At 57.1% G+C, this 19,645-nt stretch carries 16 protein-coding genes and 1 pseudogene; 5 read left to right on the top strand and 12 right to left on the bottom strand.

Annotated features, from left to right (window positions below; all coding sequences use genetic code 11):
* Positions 1-449: 449 nt before the first annotated feature.
* On the bottom strand, positions 450-1,628 hold the full coding sequence (locus tag C475_RS22435; RefSeq protein WP_006884776.1) for a glycosyltransferase family 4 protein: 1,179 nt from the start codon (positions 1,626-1,628) through the stop codon (positions 450-452).
* Between the two features lie 680 nt (positions 1,629-2,308).
* On the opposite strand from C475_RS22435, the gene C475_RS15380 reads away from it, so the two are divergent.
* Positions 2,309-3,055, top strand: coding sequence for a glycosyltransferase family 2 protein (locus C475_RS15380; RefSeq protein ID WP_049930715.1), 747 nt, complete (start codon positions 2,309-2,311; stop codon positions 3,053-3,055).
* 712 nt (positions 3,056-3,767) lie between these two features.
* Here the strand turns inward: C475_RS15380 and C475_RS23255 are convergent.
* From C475_RS23255 to C475_RS15390, 4 genes and pseudogenes are all read right to left on the bottom strand, one after another.
* The gene (locus C475_RS23255) at positions 3,768-4,649 is read right to left on the bottom strand and encodes a glycosyltransferase family protein (RefSeq protein ID WP_152436451.1); all 882 of its coding nucleotides are present in this window, start codon (positions 4,647-4,649) and stop codon (positions 3,768-3,770) included.
* 58 nt (positions 4,650-4,707) lie between these two features.
* Positions 4,708-5,340, bottom strand: a pseudogene (locus C475_RS22440) (IS6 family transposase).
* A gap of 101 nt (positions 5,341-5,441) precedes the next feature.
* A complete protein-coding gene (locus tag C475_RS23260) occupies positions 5,442-6,437 on the bottom strand; it encodes an O-fucosyltransferase family protein (RefSeq protein ID WP_152436452.1) in 996 nt (331 codons plus the stop codon).
* A gap of 388 nt (positions 6,438-6,825) precedes the next feature.
* On the bottom strand, positions 6,826-8,238 hold the full coding sequence (locus C475_RS15390) for a sugar transferase (protein ID WP_006884779.1): 1,413 nt from the start codon (positions 8,236-8,238) through the stop codon (positions 6,826-6,828).
* 139 nt (positions 8,239-8,377) lie between these two features.
* On the opposite strand from C475_RS15390, the gene C475_RS15395 reads away from it, so the two are divergent.
* The 4 genes from C475_RS15395 to C475_RS15410 all read left to right on the top strand — a co-directional run bounded on the left by C475_RS15395 (position 8,378) and on the right by C475_RS15410 (position 11,633).
* Positions 8,378-8,803, top strand: coding sequence for a VanZ family protein (locus C475_RS15395; protein ID WP_204366174.1), 426 nt, complete (start codon positions 8,378-8,380; stop codon positions 8,801-8,803).
* Positions 8,804-9,108: 305 nt separating this feature from the next.
* On the top strand, positions 9,109-9,516 hold the full coding sequence (locus C475_RS15400) for a hypothetical protein (protein WP_006884781.1): 408 nt from the start codon (positions 9,109-9,111) through the stop codon (positions 9,514-9,516).
* A gap of 87 nt (positions 9,517-9,603) precedes the next feature.
* Positions 9,604-10,992: a DUF4330 family protein gene (locus C475_RS15405; RefSeq protein ID WP_006884782.1), complete on the top strand. Its 1,389-nt coding sequence runs from the start codon at positions 9,604-9,606 to the stop codon at positions 10,990-10,992.
* Positions 10,992-11,633: a hypothetical protein gene (locus C475_RS15410; RefSeq protein ID WP_152436454.1), complete on the top strand. Its 642-nt coding sequence runs from the start codon at positions 10,992-10,994 to the stop codon at positions 11,631-11,633. Before C475_RS15405 ends, C475_RS15410 begins: the two co-directional genes overlap by 1 nt.
* Positions 11,634-11,703: 70 nt before the next feature.
* Here the strand turns inward: C475_RS15410 and C475_RS15415 are convergent, their stop codons facing one another.
* The 7 genes from C475_RS15415 to C475_RS22445 form a co-directional block, all read right to left on the bottom strand.
* A complete protein-coding gene (locus tag C475_RS15415) occupies positions 11,704-12,525 on the bottom strand; it encodes an undecaprenyl-diphosphate phosphatase (protein WP_006884784.1) in 822 nt (273 codons plus the stop codon).
* A gap of 249 nt (positions 12,526-12,774) precedes the next feature.
* Positions 12,775-13,737, bottom strand: a complete 963-nt coding sequence (locus C475_RS15420; RefSeq protein ID WP_006884785.1) for an NAD-dependent epimerase/dehydratase family protein — start codon at positions 13,735-13,737, stop codon at positions 12,775-12,777.
* A gap of 157 nt (positions 13,738-13,894) precedes the next feature.
* Complete coding sequence (locus tag C475_RS15425; RefSeq protein WP_006884786.1) at positions 13,895-14,869, bottom strand: NAD-dependent epimerase/dehydratase family protein; 975 nt, start codon at positions 14,867-14,869, stop codon at positions 13,895-13,897.
* A gap of 3 nt (positions 14,870-14,872) precedes the next feature.
* Entirely contained in the window at positions 14,873-16,057 is a 1,185-nt protein-coding gene (locus tag C475_RS15430; protein WP_006884787.1) for an NAD-dependent epimerase/dehydratase family protein, read from the bottom strand.
* A gap of 181 nt (positions 16,058-16,238) precedes the next feature.
* The gene (gene glmS / locus C475_RS15435) at positions 16,239-18,029 is read right to left on the bottom strand and encodes a glutamine--fructose-6-phosphate transaminase (isomerizing) (protein ID WP_006884788.1); all 1,791 of its coding nucleotides are present in this window, start codon (positions 18,027-18,029) and stop codon (positions 16,239-16,241) included.
* 40 nt (positions 18,030-18,069) lie between these two features.
* Positions 18,070-19,275 carry a bifunctional sugar-1-phosphate nucleotidylyltransferase/acetyltransferase gene (gene glmU / locus C475_RS15440; RefSeq protein ID WP_006884789.1) on the bottom strand — a complete coding sequence of 402 codons (1,206 nt, stop codon included), beginning with the start codon at positions 19,273-19,275 and terminating at the stop codon, positions 18,070-18,072.
* Between the two features lie 124 nt (positions 19,276-19,399).
* Positions 19,400-19,597: a type II toxin-antitoxin system RelE family toxin gene (locus C475_RS22445; RefSeq protein WP_235728466.1), complete on the bottom strand. Its 198-nt coding sequence runs from the start codon at positions 19,595-19,597 to the stop codon at positions 19,400-19,402.
* Between the last annotated feature and the right edge of the window lie 48 nt (positions 19,598-19,645).

Below are 19,645 nucleotides of genomic sequence, written 5' to 3' on the forward strand. Positions count from 1 at the left end.
AATGGTCCAGTCACCTCTCATAGGGATCACACCGCTTCATAATGTTGTCCTCGTCTCCCGACGGTCTGCTCCTGGTTTTCCTCAAGTACTACCTGATTAACTAACTTAATTCTAGTACTTATGTACTATTGTTTTTATCTGCGTGTTATTATATAATCCTGATCCGGGCGTCCATTAGGTACCATTCTGACGATTCTCGGGTGGGAGACGAACTGACCCACGAGTTGAGTAGGTAGTTAGGACAACAAAGTGGACAATGGATCATACATATAGGAATATTTAGTCCTAATTCTATGACCCCTATACTGAATTACAAATATTTTACCAATTATGGTAGAGGGAATTTGCCGCTTCTGATTAATACTGAGATTAGCAGTGATGCCTCTGGCATTAGTAGGAATCAAGTCCGCAGCACCGAAGCATAAAATTCTTTATATTTGGTAGCATTATTAGTGATCTTGATCAGTTCGTTTACTATATATGGTTATTGATTTTTCAGCTATAGTATCCCAGTACAATTCGTCTGATGCAAACGATGCCGCATTTTGACTGTGTGATTCCAAAGTAGCTGGATTATCAATGTAATACTGAATACGACTCGATAGGGACCGCGGGCTCCCTCTATCGAAGGTGAATCCATTATTGTTCGAAACTAGAAACTCCATTGCAGCATCGTTGGAGACTATTAGTGGCAGGCCTGTCCCAATAGCCTCAATACATGTAATTCCCAACTTTCCAGGCCAGATACCAAGATCAGCAGCATTCAAATAGCAAGAAAGTGTGTCATGAGGGACGGCATCAATGAATGTAACTTTATTTGTTATACCCAGTTCCTTAGATACAACCTCCAATTTGTTTTTATAATCTTGGTCACAGCTTCCTAATACAATTAATTCATATTTTGAGGAAATGCTGGCGAGTGCTCGTAACAATGTCTCCAGATCTTTGGTCGGCTCTACGTTCCCCGCGAAGATCATAACAAATCTATCGAGAGGTATGTTGAGCTTTTCCCTAGTTTTTTCACGCTTTTTATTGTTAGGGGTGAAATTCGACTTAGATATGCCCAGTGGAAGAAAGTCAATTCTTGAATTTGGAACAGTAGTAGAATCTTCGAGGAATTGTTCCGCGTATCTATTCACTGCAATATAAGATGCACACTTTCTAGATATTAGTGGAATTATAATATAGTTATATATTGAAAATAGCCCAATTTTGTAGAATGAACCCAGACTTAAATTTCCGTTGTCAATGTGGGTGTCAACGAATATTTTAGAGTTTGTTCTCTCTGCATACAAGTATGCCTGCAAAGTTCTGGGCGAAATAAGTCCATGGGCATGGATAATATCTGGATCAAATTTGTTTAATTTTGGGCAGAGTCCTCGCAAAGCAAGGTCTTCTATAGCATTAATTTTGAACCATGGGGGTAGCCGAATAGTTTTTACACCATTATATTCGTATTCCCCTGCTTCGAAGAATTCTCTTTCAAACTCGGATCTGAACTTTGGGGGTATTTCTGTACTAGTTATTATTTTCACATCGTGGCCCAGATCCGCTTGATGTGCAGGCAGATGGTTTTCTTGGTACCCATAACCTGGCAGATATGGATGTTGAATATGTGCGATCTTCATCTTTTCTATTAGTCCTACTCAAGACGTAGCGTCTATAAGATTTAGGTATGTTGAAACCAATCAGCATAAGTATCTTATAGCCGATGCAGTTGTTTTACTGTCGCACCGTCTATCTGATAGGTAAAATAAAAGGCACTTTAGATTATTCAACTAGGTGATCCTCAGATAGTCGCTTACAGAGGGCTTGAGGTGATGTCTTCGGCTTCACTAATATTTAGCCTAGGAAGCGGTGATTTCAGCGCTTTACGCGCTGCGGGGGCACGAGTATAATCGTGGTAGGTTATTATATTAAAAACTCAGAACATCATGGCATTGTGGACTTCGCAACGAACATTGCGCCAATGTGTCAGCTAACTCTTTACACTGGTGTCAGAATTTAATTGCACCCCCCCCCCATCCTAATGCACAGCGCCATGCCAGTGAGTTCGGAGATTTGGCGTATGAGTCGATTAAAACAAGTGTCATTTGGACACTNCCCCCCCCCCATCCTAATGCACAGCGCCATGCCAGTGAGTTCGGAGATTTGGCGTATGAGTCGATTAAAACAAGTGTCATTTGGACACTGATTGCCTCTAAGAAGCACTAGCTCAGATTCTAACATCAAGGAAGCCAATACAGTAGACTCATTAGGAGGTCGAGAGCGTTATTTGATTAGAAGCGGTGTATACAAAGAACTAAGAATGAAGGTCAGCATCATCACACCGGTATATAATGAACCCCGGATAGCAGACACGCTTGAATCGATCTTCTCTCAGCGAGATGTTCCTGAATTAGAAGTGATCGTCATCGACGGAGAGTCAACGGACAAAACGACGGATATTTTAGATGAGTATCAAGAAAAGATAGACGTACTTGTCCGAGAATCCGATGAGGGCGTCTACGACGCGATGAATACGGGGATCAGTTTAGCGACCGGCGACATTATTGGCATTCTGAATGCAGATGATCGCTACCAACACCCGGACGTTCTTCGGACCGTTGTCAATACCTTTAATGAAACTGAGACAGATATCTGTTATGGCAATCTAGTGTATGTAAATAGTGACGATTCGGTTGTCCGATATTGGAAAAGTGGACCATATGCTTCTCAAAAGTTTTATTTCGGGTGGATGCCTCCGCACCCGACTGTCTTTGTGCGTAGGGGGATGTATAAAAAATATGGCACATTTGATCTTGAGTTCGAAATCGCGGCAGATTACGAATTCTTGTTGCGGCTCCTTGTAGAAGAAGCGGTTCCAGCAACTTATATTAATGAAGTACTCGTCCGAATGTCGATCGGGGGTCAAAGCAACCGGTCATTATCAAACATATTTAACGCAAATGTGGAAGTTGCCAAATCGTGGCAGAAACATAATCATAGATTTGGGCCACTTGTTGGCATCATAAAACCACTGAGAAAGATCACCCAATATGTAAAGAAGCCATAGAACCGACCTACGTCTTATAATTTATAACATAATTCCTTCACAACTGTTAGATCATTATTACAAAATATTTGCCACTCAACCGTGTTAAATCCGCGATCTAAGGCTTCAGGTATGATCTGATCAGGATCATTTATCAGATTGACGACTGGCTAGGTCCGGCTCTTCTTTCATCTGGGCTGAACTGGGCTCCCTACCCCTATGCTGCGGTAATCAGTCAAATCGGTGCTCGTTCGCGCAAACATTAATTATTCCATCGGTCGGAGGCCATCTTTACTTTTGATTATGATGGTGGTGCAATGAGCCATAGTTCTCGACTACGAGACATCACCTACTCATTGTTTTAATTGTTAGAACCCTAAAAACAACACTGGAAAAACCAATTTACCACGCACAAATTGTCCAAACACTATGATCACGTCTGTACGGTTAGACAATCTCTCCCCAAATAGCGACGTTGGCGGAGAGTATATCTTCAGTTATCAAGCGCCAATATGAGAGTCTTGTTAAGTCAGGCATCATAACCGCCAGTTTTGTTATGTCCGGATTTTACTATTTTCAATAATATCGAACTGGTTGTCACGAAGTGAACTTAAGAACCTCTGAACGCTGAAAGGCGATTCAATATCTATGACAATGATAATTCTTGGATAAGTTGAATGTGGACGAGCTACATTAACCAGATGCAGGAGTGTATAAACATAACACCGCGTCTCTAAGAACTCTTACAATAACTATGACCAGATGAGAGATATGATTTTATCTTGGATACTACAGGTATCTTATATTGTATGTGTTCTGTGGGTGCCTTAACCACAAAATCTGTGCTAATTTCTTTTGATTTAATTGACTCATTGAACAGGACGTGCTCACATGCGTTTTGAGGATACTCTCCATTTAACTTGTAACTTGCACCATCTAATTTTTCCAAATTGTAGATTCCAACCCCCCCAAAGGCACTTCTAACAGGGATTCGTCCTTCGGGGATCAGCTCATCTATGTGCTTTTGCTTCAGGTACTTATATCTCACCTTTGATATGGCGGAACCAAACAAAGTTTTTGATTCAACAACATTCTTCCAGTAATTGTTTTCCACCCAATCTTCGGCTCTTAGCGCATATATATCATAGTAATATGGTCGGGATACAGGAAAAATCGCATCTGCATCGCCATTAATAATCCGCTCACATTCATTAAAAAACTGGTTTTTTTCGATTGATTGTGCAATTTTTGAGTCAAGATCAATAGGTATATACAGGCGGCCGGTTTCAGAGCCGTTTGCCCCTGAAATCCTTCGTATTTTTCTAAACAGGCACTCTCTAAGATGGGATATCCTTTCCTCTCTTACCGGATATTTTTTATCTATTCCATCAAATGAAAGAACATAAAAATTTTTATTATTGTTTTTTATTTCACTTAGAATATCTTTAGTGTTGTCTTTAGAGTCGTTTTCTGCGACTACGATATTATAGTCTTCCACTTCTTCAGACCTACCTATCTTGAGTATGTTTTTGATATTTTCTTCTAGATTTTCCTCACAGTCTCTAGCCAGCCCGGCAAAGTATAGTTGATAACTTTTTCCAGCGTTACTAGTCATCTTGATTGCCACGTATTGCTATGCTGGCCAAATAAACACTTGGCTTCTGGCCGCATTATTATTTATTTAGTGACATTTTCCAGCAAGCAAAGGTTTGAAAACCAATATTCGGCTATTTCCAGTTCAACATGACTAAAGGAGTTCGGAAACAACGATGTTCGGCACTTCAAGTCTTGAAAGATTCGTTCGACAATTCTGCGATTTTTGTGGCGACACATCTAAAATTGGTGTCCAGCTCGTTGTAGCGCGGTTTGGAGGTGTTGAGCGCCGTCGACTAGAAAGCCAGTAGTTTCGACATTTTGTTTTTCTCGTAGTTCGGAGAGGAAGATCTCGATGAGTGCTGTCTTGGTCGTTAAATAGGGTCGGACCTGAAGTGGTCGTTCGTTCGGGGCCTGCGGCAGCGTACAGCCAGAATTGCTTCGTTGATCCGAATCACTGTTTTGTCAAGCACGACCTGATTTGGAGATCGACCGGATTCGGACTGAAAGTCCGCTTTCTACACCCAATCATGGACCACTTTACAACTCTGCTTGACACCCAAATTTTCGGGTAGATCTGTGATATTCGACAGCAATAGGCCCGCAACGTGCGACTGATACCCTGTACCATCGCTGATTCGGAGTGTGGTTGCGCTCCACAAATCTAAATATATTCACTCTCTTTGGCCGCTGAAGCAGGCGACTTCTGTTATAAACCAGCAAGAAATTCGCCTGTCCACGTTTCAAGCTTAATTAAACACCACCCTCTCTAAGGACCAAAGGTGACGCAACTGTCGAACACTTATACAAATTACTACTTAACTGCACTTCCGAAGTGGGGATGGTTTTTTGCTTCGGTTAAAGGCTCTTTGAGTACTTCCCAACCCTTGCTCCTGACGTGCGGATATATTGGAACTAGTGGACTATTGCCCAAGAAGGCTGCAAACGTGCTAAAGGTACTTGGGGGCCCAATAATCCGGTCACAAAGAGACAGTTCAGCGAAGTCATATGGATAGTCACTCTCAGCACCATCGTCTTGACATATGGAAGGTTTAAATTTGTTGTCAACCTCACCGACCGGCTGTGGCTCGTCAGAAAAGACCAATATTGACACATTTTTGTTCGGGTGCCTCTTTTCAACATAATCCTCTAATAAATCGATATACTCGACAAATGGAAAGAAGTACTGCCCAGACATCCATGTCCTATAGTCGCTGTGGCGGATATGTGCACCAAGAACAAGGTCAGATTCTTCTCGGACGGGACTAAGATGATCTTCTGCTTTAGAAATATAGTTGTTATCAATTTGTAGCTCATCACGGATTTTGTCACTGTATTGCCTAACTAACGGCCAGGCACGGACACCCCAACCAGAAACTACGGAAACTTTTTCACCATCAAAAAATTGAAATAAATTCTCCTCTGAAATAGCGATTTCCTCATATTCTCTCCCTAGTATCGGGAGTTGCGTATGGGTGTCTCCACCGATTACACTCTCCCCTTTCGAAGAAACGATCGAGAAAGCATGAAGGACTGAGGCATTGTAGAATCGAGAATACTCCGTTCTAATTGGTCCATCCCAAAGGTGTTTGATTATATGTTTATAAGAATTTGGCAGCCCATCTGAGTCGACAACATAGGACACTGGGGAATCCCTACTGCAAATCTCTGAGTAGTCTTGAAATGGCAAACTTATAACACTCACACCAGGATATTCCATCTCTATAGCACATAGATTTGCATAATTAACTAACTGATTTCCTAATCTTCCACCGCCGCTAGTATATATAATATGCTTCTTACCCGTCATTAGGTATCTACTTAATTCGACTCTGTCTAGAGGATATAAATCTCTTTGTTTATTTCAATGAGTTCCCGACCTCCTGAAACCCCGGTAGCATTAAAAGTTTGAAGGTTCTCCTGGCGTAGTTGAGAGCGGTATGTACCCTTCAAGTAAACCTTATCGACATGCTCCATTGAGTGTAAGGACAGTATCCGGAAGTACGTCCTAATGACTAATATATTGTCCCGTCTTCGGCAAGGGCCAGCGCTAGGTAGCTAGTTGCCACCTGCTTTGATTTCCAATAGTGGATCATCACTCGAAGCCTAGTCATGTGAGTCCTTCACTATTGGATTCTGATAATAGAGTTTCAGTAACAATGATATATTTGCAATCTTCCTCACGCGAGCAGTTTCTTTCACCGAATAATGGTATCGAATATATCCACCAACACTTTCCACACCTGTCTAATCACGATCTTCAGATCAAACCAAAATGACTGATGACGGATATATGCGACATCATATCGGACCTTCTCTTGAGGTCGAGTCGATGACGCATCTTTGACCTGCGCCAGCCCCGTTAGTCCGGGCTTTACGAACCAGCGCTTACGCCAGCTATCAGTCTCGTCTTCTATTAGCGTCTCCTCATCGGTCCAAGCGGCTCGTGGGCCCACGACGCTCATCTTTCCAGTGCAGATCGCCAGCAACTGCGGAATCTCGTCTAAGTGTGCCTTCCGCAGCACTTGTCCAGCGCGCGTGATACGGTCGTTCCTGTGGTCTTCACTGGGCGTCTTGTTCTCATCTCCAACTGTCATTGTTCGGAACTTATACACAATAAACGTGTCTCCAAACTCGGCCGTTCGCTCTTGGCTGTACAATATTGGCCCACGATCGTCAAGTTTGATTGCAACTGCGATGAGCACTATTAACGGCGAAAGCACGATTAGCGCCGACAGCGCAAAGGTCACGTCGAAGACTCGCTTGGCAACGTAGTCCTGCCAGTCCCAGGGTTCGAGGTTGACTTCGACCAAGTCACCACCTGCAACTGACTTCGTCAGGATGTCGTCGGCGTGGTCGCGGTGAACCTTCGCCGCAACCCCATGCTCGTAACACTCCGCCAGCGCGCCGAAAAACTCCGCGCGGTCGGTCTCGGTGAACGCCAGCAGCGCCGTGTCGATATCGTGTTTGACGAACACCTCGTCGAGTCGCGAGAGCCCGCCGAGGTTCGACAGCTCGTCCAGCCGACTCTTGGCGGACCCGCCGTCGGCCATCTCGGGGGCGCCGATCATCCGTTCGCCCTCAGCAACGTACGACGAGGGCGGCGAGACGTAACCCAGCACGGGCACGTCTGTCGACGCGAGGAGATCCTCCATGGCCTGTGGGTCGTCGCCGATGATGACCGCCCGCGTCTGCGCCGAGGGGCGCTGTCTGATCGCCGTCGTCCAGGCGGGTAACGCGCCCATCAGCAAGGCGGTCATGAGGATGAGCGTCGGCCGTGGCAGTGCGTAGCTGTAGTCGTAATATCCGAGCGCGGCCAGTCCGACCATCGCCAGCAGCACCCGCTTGTGGGTCAGCAGGACGGTGTCCAGGATCCGGCGCGGCCGGGGTTTGAACAGTGGCCACATCGCCGCGAGCGTGACGACCAGGGCCGTCGAGACGGCGCCGGTCAGGTCGCTGCCGGTCAACACTGCGGGCGCCGGTCGCCCGAAGTAGGGGACCTGCGCGAACAGTTCCTGGACGAGCGGGAGATTGGCGGCCCAGACCGCAAACACCGTCAGCGCGGCCACGCCGACGACGCTCGCGACTCGGTAGTGCCACCGTACAGCCATTCACCCTTGTAACTATAGTGGTAGGTTATAAGAGCTACGACACATTCCCCTGCTCAACGACTGTAACCCGGGTGTCCTCTGGAACTTCGGTTCGAGTAAGTCGAGAAGCTACTTGTTCCCCGACGTAGATACCCAGGCCGTGATCCGGCCAGTTGTCCCGCTATTACCCCGTGCGCTTCGCTGGAGCAGCGTCGCTGTCGTCCTAGCTGTTGTGGTGTACTTCTCGTTAGCGAGCGCACCGCCGCGCCCACCCGAACCGACGCCGTTCTGGGACAAGCGCTTGCACTTCGTCGCCTACGCTGGAGTCGCACTCTCGCTGGCGTATGCGACGGCGACCTGGCGTGACCGACCCTACCGCCGCGCCACACTCGTCCTCGGGGGAGCGATCGGTGTCGGAATCGCCGTCGAACTGCTTCAAGGAATGATCTCCTACCGCTACTTCGGCTGGGGCGACCTGATGGCGAACTGTCTAGGCGCCGCGCTCGTGGCGCTGTGGTTCCCGATCGAGCGACGAATCGAGTACATCAGAGCGCGACGACTCGTGTCGGATGTCTTGCCGGAGTGATATCCGTTCACCGACCCACACAGAACCTGCTCGATAGCCTCGTACCGACCCTCCCTATCGCTCACTCCGACCCATACTTCCGGCACCGAACGATATTCGGACGATTCGCCGATCGCTGTAGCTGCGAGGAGACGCGTGCAACGCTCTCTGCGAAAATTCACTGAGAGCTTCGATCACATCCGTCAGCGGCGTATCGGGAATATCTTTCTACGCGAATTACGAAAGCCAGGCTAACAGATTAAATACGATATAAGACGATAAAACTAGCCAAACTCTTTTAGAAGAGCAGAGAGATAACGTAATCAATGGGATTCGAAAAATTCGACGAAACCGGGCGCGGTCGGGGCCGACCCGCGGGAACCAGCCCGAAGATATCGCTACGCAAGTCAGGCTCGGTCGGCGTGAACCAGGCCGCCCTCGAGGAGTATTTCGAGGACGACGACGGCGCGATCCTGTACTTCGACGAGGAAGAGGACCGAATCGGGATCGAGCCCGTCGGGGACAACGACGCGGACGAAGCGGCGTACACCGTCTCGAAGACTGATTCGGGCGGGACGATCGCCGGCCAGGCGTTTCTCGAGACGTACGAACTCCTCCCCGAGATCACCACCCAGTACGTCCCAGAGTGGGACGACGACAACGGCCTCGTCACCGTCGACCTCGACGACCCGGCCAAGACGTACGGGTCCGCGGACGGCGATGAAACCGAGTAGTCGGTATAATCCTTTCGCGCCCTCTATAGACAACGCTCATCTCAAGAGCGAAACCACTTTATCCGTACTGCTAGAGACCTGAGGTAGATGCCGATCATCGACGAGGAGGGCCGCTTGTTCGGGACGGTCAACGTCGTGGACGCGCTGGTCGTTCTGCTAGTCCTCGCGGTCGGAGTCGCCGGCGTGGCGCTCGTCGCGGGCGGCGCCAGCTCCGACGAGACACGCTATGCGACCGTCGACCTCGGGACCCAGCCCGAGTACGTGGTCGAACAGCTCTCGACCGGCGACACGTCGAATCTCACCAATAGCCCCGGCAATCTGACGATCTCGGATATCCACGTCTCCTCGAACGAATCGAACGTGAACGCGCTCGTCCGCGTTGCCGTCGCCGGCCAGGTCACTGAAGGAACCTTCACGTACGGTGGCGAACCGCTTCGATTGGGCCGCACGCTCGAATTCGATACCGATGCGTACGCGGTCAACGGCTCGATTCAGGACGTAGGCAACACCGCAACGCTACCCACCCAAGAACGGTCCGTCATCGTCACCGGGACTGCCCCGACCGGCGTCGCAGCAGGCATCGACACCGGAAGTGAGATCACTGTCGGTGGTCGCTCGGTCGGATCGGTCGACGCAGTCGCGACCTACGACGCGGAGGCGGACGACCGGCGGTCCGTCTACACCGTCGTGACGCTGCGAACGTACGGTGAGGAGAACCGCTTCGGCGGTACACCGATACAGGCCGGTCGGGACGTAACACTCCCGCTCGCCGGAGCGCAGTTCAGCGGGACGGTCGACCGCTTCAGTGACACTCTCAGCCGGGGAAGCCAGGAGGTGGTCGTCACAAGTGTCGTCGACGCGGAAACGGCACGCGCGATGTCCAGTGGGGATACGTTCACCGTCACTGATGACACCGTCGCGACCATCGAATCCGTCTCCGTCTACGGGACGGACGATCCCGACCAGCGGCGAGTCTACGTGAGCCTCACGTTACAGACCTTGGAGTACGGCGACGTGCCGCGGTTCGGGCCCCAGCAGGTCCGCGAAGATGCGGCGATCCCGTTCGAGACGGCCACCTACAACTTCACCGGACAGATAACCCGCATCGGGACGGTGTCACAGCCCGGTGAACTGACGACGCGGACCGTCGAACTCCAGCTGGACAACATTCGACCGGAACGAGCCGGCAGCATCCGGGAGGGACTGACCGAGACCAACGGCGGCCGGACGATCGCCGAAGTGACCGACGTGACCACCGAACCGGCGACGATCACGCTCACGAGCGAGAGCGGCGAGATCTTCGAGCGCCAACATCCGGTGAACAAGGACGTAACGCTCACCGTCGAACTCCAGGTCCGCGAGCGTGACTCGCGGGTGCAGTTCAAGAGCGAGACGATTCAGGAGGGCGGAACCGTCCTGCTGGACCTGGACTCGACGACGATCCAGCCGACCGTCGTCGACCTCGACGGGGGATAATGGCCGTACGCGACTCCCGAACTGCGACCGCGCTCGCGACAGTCCGTCGCCGTCTCACCGCGGCGACCACAGCGCGCTGGGCACGGGCGATAGCCAGCCGGGTGGCCGCGGTGGTCTCGCACAGCCGCCTCGCTGAGACTGCCGCACGCGGACAGCAGGTGTGTCGGGCCTCGTGGCTCTACCGCTGGCTGACGGCCGAACCGGACCCGGAAGTCGTCGTTATCGACCTTCGCGAGACGCGTATCGTCGGCCCGATCATTGCAGTACTCGATATCGTACTCGGCCTCCTCGCCGACGGCTGGCGCCAGGCACGTTCGGGCCGGCTATTCGTTCGCGCAACCGCGGCCCTCCGCGCTCGCCCTATCCAGATCGCCAGCGGCGTCGCACTCGTCGCGGCCGTGGCGAATCTCTGTATCGCCGTTGCCCTGACCACAGCGACGACCAGCGCGATAGGGGGTACCCTGATCGTCGCTGCGCTCGCGCTCGCCGGAACGCGCGTGACCGTCTCCTGGGAGACGCTGGCCGACTCGCGGTCCGCGGCGGTCGTCATCGCACTCCTTGAACCGCCCGAGCCACCCGAAGCGCCTCGCGACACTGCAGATCGGAACGCCGGTATCGAGGCCGAGCGACGCGAAGAGTGACTGCCGGGATCCGCGATCGCCCCTTTCTCGGAGCCCACACCCTGTGCTCTATCAGACAGCAGTCTAGAGGCTAGACGACCAGCAGCGCACCGCCGAGAATAGCCAGCGCGCCGAAGCCGACACAGACACCCCAAAATGCGACTCGACGGACGACCGCAACTAACGCGCTGACGGTCAGAAAGCCGACGACGGCACTGACGCCGATCGCGATCATCGCAGCTTCCGGCGAAACTGCCGGAACCCCTTCGTCGACGACGACGAGCAGGCCCGCACCCAGCGATGCGGGGATCGATAGCAGGAACGACAGCCGAAGCGTCGCTTCCCCTTCGTGGCCGCGCAACAGGAGCGCACTGACGGTCGTCCCGGACCGGGAGACGCCCGGGAGAAGCGCGAGCCCCTGCATCACCCCGACGAGGAGCGCATCAACCGCATCAGGCGACTCACGACCACCGTGACCGCGTTGCTCGGCGGTCCGTTGGATGAGTCCCGTCCCGACCAGCAGCGCGCCGATCAGCGCAACGAACCCGCCGCCCGCGAGCTCCGAGGCGAGTTCGGCCAGCGTCAAATACATCGAGATCCCGACGACCCCGGAAACGAGCGTCGCCAGCACGTAAAAGGAGAGCGAGGCCGACTCGTCGTCGAAGGCAGCGCGCGGTTGCCAGTCGGGTAGTGTGCGCAGCAGCGCCACGATATCGCTTCGATAGAAGACCGTCGCAGCGATGGCAGTCCCGCTGTGGAGGAAGAGCGCGAACCGGGTCGCGACGACTGGTGCCTCACCGGCGAACAGCGTCAACACGAGCGCGACGGTACCCTCGCTTGAGACGGGAAGCCACTCCAGCGCCCCCTGCACCAACCCGAGGATGACAGCCACGACCGTCTCGTCGACTTGCATACTCAGGGTCGGGACACCAGGGGCCAATGAGTTTTCGCTTCGTACCCGAACCGAGCTGGGAACGAGTGGCACCGGATCGGAGGACCGTAACTACGCGAACTCGTCGAAGGAGTCGTACTCCGGTGGGACGATGGCGAGCGCTTCGGCACCTCGTCGTACTGCTTGAGTCCGATGCGATCTGTGCGGTGTTCCCCTCACCGATACGGGATACAGCACGCAGGATAGAACGGAAGTGGTCCTCAGACGGGGCTACGTCTGGAGTAACTCGCGAATGCTGTCTTCGACCGAGTACTCGACCGACCATCCTAACGCCTCCCGAGCGCGCGTCGTATCCACCTCGAACTCGCTGACGAGCGTCTCGTCGCGGGGATTTTCCAGCAGTTCGATATCCGGCTCGAAGTCGATCTCTTCGGCCGCGATGTCCCGGACAATCTCTGCGACGGTCGTGATGCCGGGGTCCTCCTGGCTGGCGATCTCGTACTTCTCGACGCCCGTCTCGCCGGCGTCGAGTTGGTCGACCAGTCGCTCGGCGCTACGGACGTAGGCGCGAGCCACGTCCACGACGTGGACGTAGTTGCGCGCCTGGTCGCCGGGCTCGTAGACGGTCAACGGTTCGCCGTCTCTCGCGCGGCCGACGAAGAAGTTGATCACGGTTCCCTTGGAGACGGTCTGGCCGTCGATCTCGTGTTCGCCGTAGAGGTTCGACTTGAGGAACAGGTGGGCAGGGAACTCGCCCTCGGCGAACGTCTCGATGGCGCGCTCGCTGAGCAGCTTCGTTCGGCCGTACCAGTTCATCGGGTCCCGGCGGTGGTCGACGGTGATCGGGAACTCGACGGGATCGCCCAGCACCGCCATCGAGTACGGGAACACGAGCGCCGCACCGGTCTTCCGACAGAACCACGCGACGTTGTTCGTCCCCTGGACGTTCACCTCGTAGGCTAAGTCCTGGTTCTCCTCGCAGTCGTCGACGCCCGAGACCGCCGCGAGGTGCATCACGATGTCCGCACCGTCGAGCGCTTCTTCCAGCCGGTCGCGGTCGCGTACGTCGACGTGTTCGACGGTCACGTCGCCGATCTCCCGCACGTCCCCGAGATAGAAGTTGTCGAGCGCCGTAATCGTCCAGTCGGGGTGGGCCTGCTGTAGTTCGGAGACGACGCGACTGCCGATGAATCCCGCCGCGCCGGTGACGGCGACGGTGCGTTGGTCTGTCATAGTCTGTGTGTCGTGTCTGTCGAGTGGGATGGGCTGTACGTTGCTGTTCGGCGGACGGGACCCGAAGCATTACGTCGTTTCTGATCCGACGTAATGGGCGTTACGCCCGCTCGGGCCGATGTCCCACGAGCGGGTCTTTCGGTGAGGGCGTTGGGACTCATCGATCGGAGTCGGTCCCGCCGACGGCCGCATGTGCGTTCAGCTCCGAGTCACGGAACCGCGCGGCCAGGTCGCGGACGCCCTCGCGGAGGGTGTGTTCGGTGTCGAAGCCCGTGTCGTCCAGTCGGTCGAAGTTGACGTGGTAGGAGGGGCCGGGATGCTCGTCTTCGAGGTAGGTGATGTCGACCGGGCCGACCTCGTCGCGGACGACCTCGGCGATCTCCTCGATGCGGTAGTTGCCGCCGTTCGAGCCGACGTTGTACACCAGCTCGTCCCACGCGTCGGGCTCGCGGACGGCTCGCTCGTAGGCGCGGGCGGCGTCGTCGACGTGGACGAACGGACGCCAGTTCGAGCCGTCGCCGTACACCGTCAGCGGCCGGCCGGTGACCGCGCGGAAGACGAAGTGGTTGACGACGAGGTTGAACCGGACCGCCGGCGAGTAGCCGAAATTGGTGGCCATCCGAAGTGCGGTGCCGGTCATGTCGTACTCCTCGCAGTAGTCGGCAAGCAGGTCTTCGGACTGGTACTTCGTCTCGGCGTAGGGGTTGATCGGGTCGGGGTCGACCGTCTCGTCGATGTCCGTGCTCGTCGCGCGGCCGTAGATGTTGCACGAGGAGGCGAACACGACGTGGTCGACGCCGAGCTTCCCGGCTGCGGTCAGGACGTTCTCGGTGCCGTCGTAGTTGACGGCGAAGGTCTCCTCGCGGCGGTCGTGGGTGCTCGCCGCGCCCGTGATGGCGGCGAGGTGGACCACGCGGTCGACCTCGCGCATCGCGCTCTCGACGTCGCCGTACTCGCGCACGTCGCCCCGGCGGAAGTCCAGGCCGTCGTCGAAGCAGCCGAACAGGGCCCGGGGCGACCCGGAGACGAGGCTGTCGAGGACGACCACGCGGTCGACGTCGGCGGCGGCCTGCAGCTTCGGGACGAGGTGGCTTCCGATATAGCCACACCCGCCGGTGACGAGTACGTCCACGGCTTACTCCTCGGCGTCCCAGTTTTCGAGGACGCCCGGGAGGAACCGGTCCTCGTGGGCCGCGATTGTGTCTGCCTGAGCCGTCAGCGACTCGAACACGTCGCGGATGCCGCTCTCGAAGTCCTGGGCCTGGTCGCCGATGAGGTCGGCGTAGCGGTCGTCTTCGATCTCCATCTTGTGGGTCTCGTCCTCGTCGCGAGGGTTCTCGAAGTGCTCGACGGCGACGTCGAGGTCGAACTCCGAGCCGACGCCCGCGATGGTCTCGGCGATCTCGACGATGGAGATGGCGCGCGTGACCTGGTTGTACACCGTGAGGTCGTCCGGGCGCTCCTCGTGGTCGGCCAGGGCGAGGTTGGCGAGCCCTTCGACGGCGTCTTCCAGGGAGATGAACGGCTTACGCTGTTCGCCCTTGCCGTAGACGGTGACCGGGTAGCCCGCGACGGCCTGGGCGGCGAAGCGGTGGGCGACGGTCCCGAAGTAGTAGTCGAAGTCGAAGCGGGTCTTGAGCCGCGGGTCCTCGCGGGTCTCCTCGGTCTCGGTGCCGTAGGTGATGGCCGTGCGCACGTCCGAGATGGGGATGTCGAACTGCTGGTGAGCCAGGCGCATGTTCGCGGCGTCGTGACTCTTGGTGAGGTGGTACCACGAGCCCGCCATCGCCGGGAACGGCACCTCGTCGCTGTCGCCCTGGTTCTCCATGACCGCGCCGCCCTCGGGGATGGGGAACTCCGGCGCGCCGTAGACGCCGGTGGTGGTGGTCTCGATGAAGTGGGTGTCGGTGAGGTCGTGTTCCTCCAGGCCCCACAGCAGGTTCCGCGTGGCCTGCATGTTGTTGTGCTGGGTGTAGTTGGCCCGCTCGCCGTTAATCTGGGAGTACGGCGCGGAGGGCTGGGCGGCCGCGTGGACGACGACCTCCGGTTCGTGGACAGCGAGCAGCTCGTCGACGAACGACTTCTCGACGAGGTCGCCCTCGACAAAGGACATGTTCCCGATGCCGAAGACCTCCTCGGCCGCCTCGATGCGCCCGTCAATGCCCGCGATGGGCGTCGCGCTCTTCGATCCGACCTCCTCGACCCACTCGCGGCGGGCGAAGTTGTCGACAAGGAGCACGCGGTCGTCCGTCCGGTTCGCGATACGCAGTGCGGTCGGCCAGCCGATGTAGCCATCGGCGCCGGTGACGAGGATCGTCATTGAGTTACTCAGATTGTGAGTAACTCGGAGCAGTTAAATATCTTTTCGTGGAGCGATGGGCTCACGAAACGGGACGGAGGACCAAGTCCGGAAGACAACGGCGAGAGGCGGTGGGCAGCCTGGCGAGAGGAGGTGATCGAGAAGAAGCTGAGTCAGGGACGGGAAGAACGGAACGGTCGGATTACTCTACGGTCACGCTCTTCGCCAGATTCCGCGGTTTGTCGATCGACCGCCCTAGCTCGTCGGCCACGTAGTACGACACCAGCTGCAACTGCACGTTCGCCAGGACTGCGGCGGCCTGGGGATGCGTCTCGGGCACCCGCAACACTTCATCAGCATACCGCTCCACGTCCGACTGCCCGTCCGTCACTGCGACCACTGGAGCGTCCCGAGCCTCCACTTCTTTCACGTTCCCGATGGTCTTGCGCGCCATCTCGCCGTCACCGGTCACTACCGCGAACACCGGCGTCTCTCCCGTAACCAGCGCCAGCGGCCCGTGTTTCAGTTCACCGGCGGCGAACCCCTCGGCGTGCTTGTAGGTGATCTCCTTCATCTTCAGGGCGCCCTCCAGCGCGACGGGGTACTGCAGGCCGCGGCCGATGAAGAAGTAGGCGTCGCTGTCGACGTACTCCTCGGCCACGGCCTCCGCCCGTGAATCGTCCAGGATCGCCTGAATGTTACTCGGGAGGTCACGCAACGCACCGATACTGTCCCGGCGCCCGTCCGCGCGGGTCGTCCCGAGCGAGAACAGGTTCAGCGCGGCCAGTTGCGACGCGAAGGTCTTCGACGCCGCGACGCCGATCTCCGGGCCGGCCCTGATGTACAGCGCGTGGTCGCACTCCCGGGCCGCGGTCGACCCGACGGTGTTCGTCACGGCCAACGTCCGCGCACCGCGCTTGCGAGCCTCGCGGAGCGCCGAGAGCGTATCCGCAGTTTCGCCGCTCTGTGTCACGCCCACCACGAGCGCGTCCCCGATCGGCGGGACGGCAGTCGCGTACTCGCTGGCGAGGAACGCGTGGGCCGGAATCCCCGCGTCGCGCAGCAACTGCGCGCCGTAGAGGGCGGCGTGATAGCTCGTCCCGCAGGCGACGAACTGGACGCCGGTCGGCGACAGGTCGCCGAGGTCCCCGATATCCACCTCGGCGGCCATCTCGTCGACGCGCCCGCGGAGGCACTGTCGGATGGCCCGCGGCTGCTCGTTGATCTCCTTGAGCATGAAGTGGTCGTAGCCGCTTTTGCCCGTCTCCTCGGGGTCCCAGTCGACGGTGTCGACGTCCTTGTCCACCGTCGCCCCGTCGACGTCCGAGACCCGCCAGCCGTCGGCCGAGAGCGTCGCGAACTCGCCGTCGGCGAGGTAGACCACTCGGTCGGTGAAATCGCGGAACGCGGGCACGTCGCTGGCCAAGTAATACGAATCGTCGTCGATCCCGAGCACCAGCGGCGAGTCGTTGCGCGCGGCGTAGATGGTGTCGTCACCCGAAACCACGACCGCAACTGCGTAGCTCCCATCCAGTCGCGAGATCGCCTCGCGGACGGCACCCTCGTTGTCGGCCCCGTCGGCCAGCGCGTCTTCGACGAGGTGGGGGACGACTTCGGTGTCGGTGTCGCTCTTGAACGTGTGGCCCGCGGTGGCGAGTTCGTCGCGGAGCGACTGGTAGTTCTCGATGATGCCGTTGTGGACGACGGCCACGTCGCCCGTGCAGTCGAGATGGGGGTGGGCGTTGGCGTCGGTCGGCGGGCCGTGGGTGGACCAGCGGGTGTGGCCGATGCCGGCCGCGCCCCCGATCGAACGCGGTTCGAGGGCTCCCCTGAGGTCCTCGATCTTCCCGGATTTCTTGCAGACGTCGACGCGGTCGCCCGAGAGAGCGACGCCCGCCGAGTCGTAGCCGCGGTACTCCAGTTTCGAGAGGCCGTGGACGAGCACGTCGAGCGTCTCGTCCTCCCGGCCCACACAGCCGATGATACCACACATTAGTGAGTCACCTCGGTCGATCCGCGCGTCTCGAAGCCGCTCATCGAACCACCTCCGCGCCGCTGGCGATGCGCCCGCTCGCGCGGACGCTGGTCCCGATGTGCGCCCCCGGGCCGACGAGCGTCCCCGGCGAGAAACTCGCGTCGCCCTCGGCGGTCACGCGGTCGGCGACGACGGCACCCAGGCGCTGGTCCCGGAACACCTCGCGGCCGACGCGCACGTCGGCCGGGCCACCCGGAACGACCGTCCCGGCGCCGAGGGTCACGTCCTGGCCGGTGACGGCGTCGATGAGCGTCGAGCCCGACTCGACGCGCGTGTCCGTGTCGAGGACGGAGTTGCGGACCGTCGCGTTCGCGCCGACGGTCACGTTCTGGCCGAGCGCGGCGTCGGGCCCCACAACCGCACCGGGTCCGACCTCGCAGTCGGGTCCCACGACGACCGGGCCTTGCAGGACCGCCGCGTCGTGGACGGTCGCCGCAGGGTCGACCCACACGTCGGCGTCGCGGGCGCCGGTGCCGCGAGCGGGTTCGTCGACGTGCCCGCGGGCGAGCACTTCGTCGGCCACCGCCAGCAGGTCCCAGGGGTAGGTCGCGTCGACCCACATCCCCTCGGTCCTGACGCCGCGAACCCGGCCGTCGTCCATCAGCCGGCCGATCGTGTCGGTCAGCGCGAGTTCGCCGTCCGAGCGATCGGTCGCGTCGATGGCCGAGAACACCGACGACTCGAAGGCGTAGACGCCGGCGTTGATCAGCCGGTATTCGTCGGTGTCGGGCTTCTCGACGAGTTCGGCGACGTCGCCCTCGTGGAGCACGACCGCGCCGTACTGGCTGGTCTCGGGTCGTTCGAGGACGGCGATCGACGGGTCGCCGCTGCGCTCGAACTCCTCGACCACGTCGCGGACGATGTTGGCGTCGATGACGCGGTCACCGTTGACGACCAGCGCCGGTCCGTCGACGGCCGCGCGGGCCTGTAGGAGGGCGTGCCCGCTGCCGAGCTGCTTGTGCTGGGTGACGTACTCCAGGTCGACCCCGTCGTAGGTCGGCCCGAAGTGGTCCTGTACCCGCCCGCGCTTGTACCCCACCACGACCACGATCTGCCGCACGTCCGCCGCGACCAGCGCGTCGAAGACGTACTCCAGGATCGGCCGGTTGGCCGCCGGCAACATCGGCTTGGGCCGGTTGCGCGTCAGCGGCCGCAGCCGCGTCCCCTCACCCGCCGCGAGGACCACCGCCGTGTCGATGCTCATACAGAGTGGTCGTGGTCGCCCACTTTCAACTTTCTGGGCGGAGGATACGACACGCGTCGTCTGGCGTCGTCGTCTCGTTCAGAATCGGCCGCTCGGAGAGTCCGGGTAGCTGTGACCGACGTGTTCAGTCATCGTCGCCCTTGGAGGCACCCTCGCGCTTCCGGACGCTCTCGACGCGGAGCGTCTTAGCTTCGTGATGCAGACGACAACAAACTCGATATCCGCCGATCCGAAGGTTTCGGTAGGGCGATCCCGTTAACGGTTCGAGAAACTCTTCCGGGTCGCGCCGTTCGGATGAAACCACCTCGTCCAGCTTGTCCATGATTCTATGCTGAGAGGACGGATCTAACTGCGCGAACTGAGATTCTCC

Source organism: Halosimplex carlsbadense 2-9-1, from assembly GCF_000337455.1.
GTDB classification, from domain to species: domain Archaea; phylum Halobacteriota; class Halobacteria; order Halobacteriales; family Haloarculaceae; genus Halosimplex; species Halosimplex carlsbadense.

Excerpts from the sequence above, each read along its gene's own strand:
- glmU (WP_006884789.1), bottom strand. The coding sequence starts at position 19,275 with ATGAGCATCGACACGGCGGTGGTCCTCGCGGCGGGTGAGGGGACGCGG.
- glmS (WP_006884788.1), bottom strand. The coding sequence starts at position 18,029 with ATGTGTGGTATCATCGGCTGTGTGGGCCGGGAGGACGAGACGCTCGAC.
- C475_RS15415 (WP_006884784.1), bottom strand. The coding sequence starts at position 12,525 with ATGCAAGTCGACGAGACGGTCGTGGCTGTCATCCTCGGGTTGGTGCAG.
- C475_RS15380 (WP_049930715.1), top strand. The coding sequence starts at position 2,309 with ATGAAGGTCAGCATCATCACACCGGTATATAATGAACCCCGGATAGCA.
- C475_RS15410 (WP_152436454.1), top strand. The coding sequence starts at position 10,992 with ATGGCCGTACGCGACTCCCGAACTGCGACCGCGCTCGCGACAGTCCGT.
- C475_RS23260 (WP_152436452.1), bottom strand. The coding sequence starts at position 6,437 with ATGACGGGTAAGAAGCATATTATATATACTAGCGGCGGTGGAAGATTA.
- C475_RS23255 (WP_152436451.1), bottom strand. The coding sequence starts at position 4,649 with ATGACTAGTAACGCTGGAAAAAGTTATCAACTATACTTTGCCGGGCTG.
- C475_RS15430 (WP_006884787.1), bottom strand. The coding sequence starts at position 16,057 with ATGACGATCCTCGTCACCGGCGCCGATGGCTACATCGGCTGGCCGACC.
- C475_RS15390 (WP_006884779.1), bottom strand. The coding sequence starts at position 8,238 with ATGGCTGTACGGTGGCACTACCGAGTCGCGAGCGTCGTCGGCGTGGCC.
- C475_RS22435 (WP_006884776.1), bottom strand. The coding sequence starts at position 1,628 with ATGAAGATCGCACATATTCAACATCCATATCTGCCAGGTTATGGGTAC.
- C475_RS22445 (WP_235728466.1), bottom strand. The coding sequence starts at position 19,597 with ATGGACAAGCTGGACGAGGTGGTTTCATCCGAACGGCGCGACCCGGAA.
- C475_RS15420 (WP_006884785.1), bottom strand. The coding sequence starts at position 13,737 with ATGACAGACCAACGCACCGTCGCCGTCACCGGCGCGGCGGGATTCATC.
- C475_RS15405 (WP_006884782.1), top strand. The coding sequence starts at position 9,604 with ATGCCGATCATCGACGAGGAGGGCCGCTTGTTCGGGACGGTCAACGTC.
- C475_RS15400 (WP_006884781.1), top strand. The coding sequence starts at position 9,109 with ATGGGATTCGAAAAATTCGACGAAACCGGGCGCGGTCGGGGCCGACCC.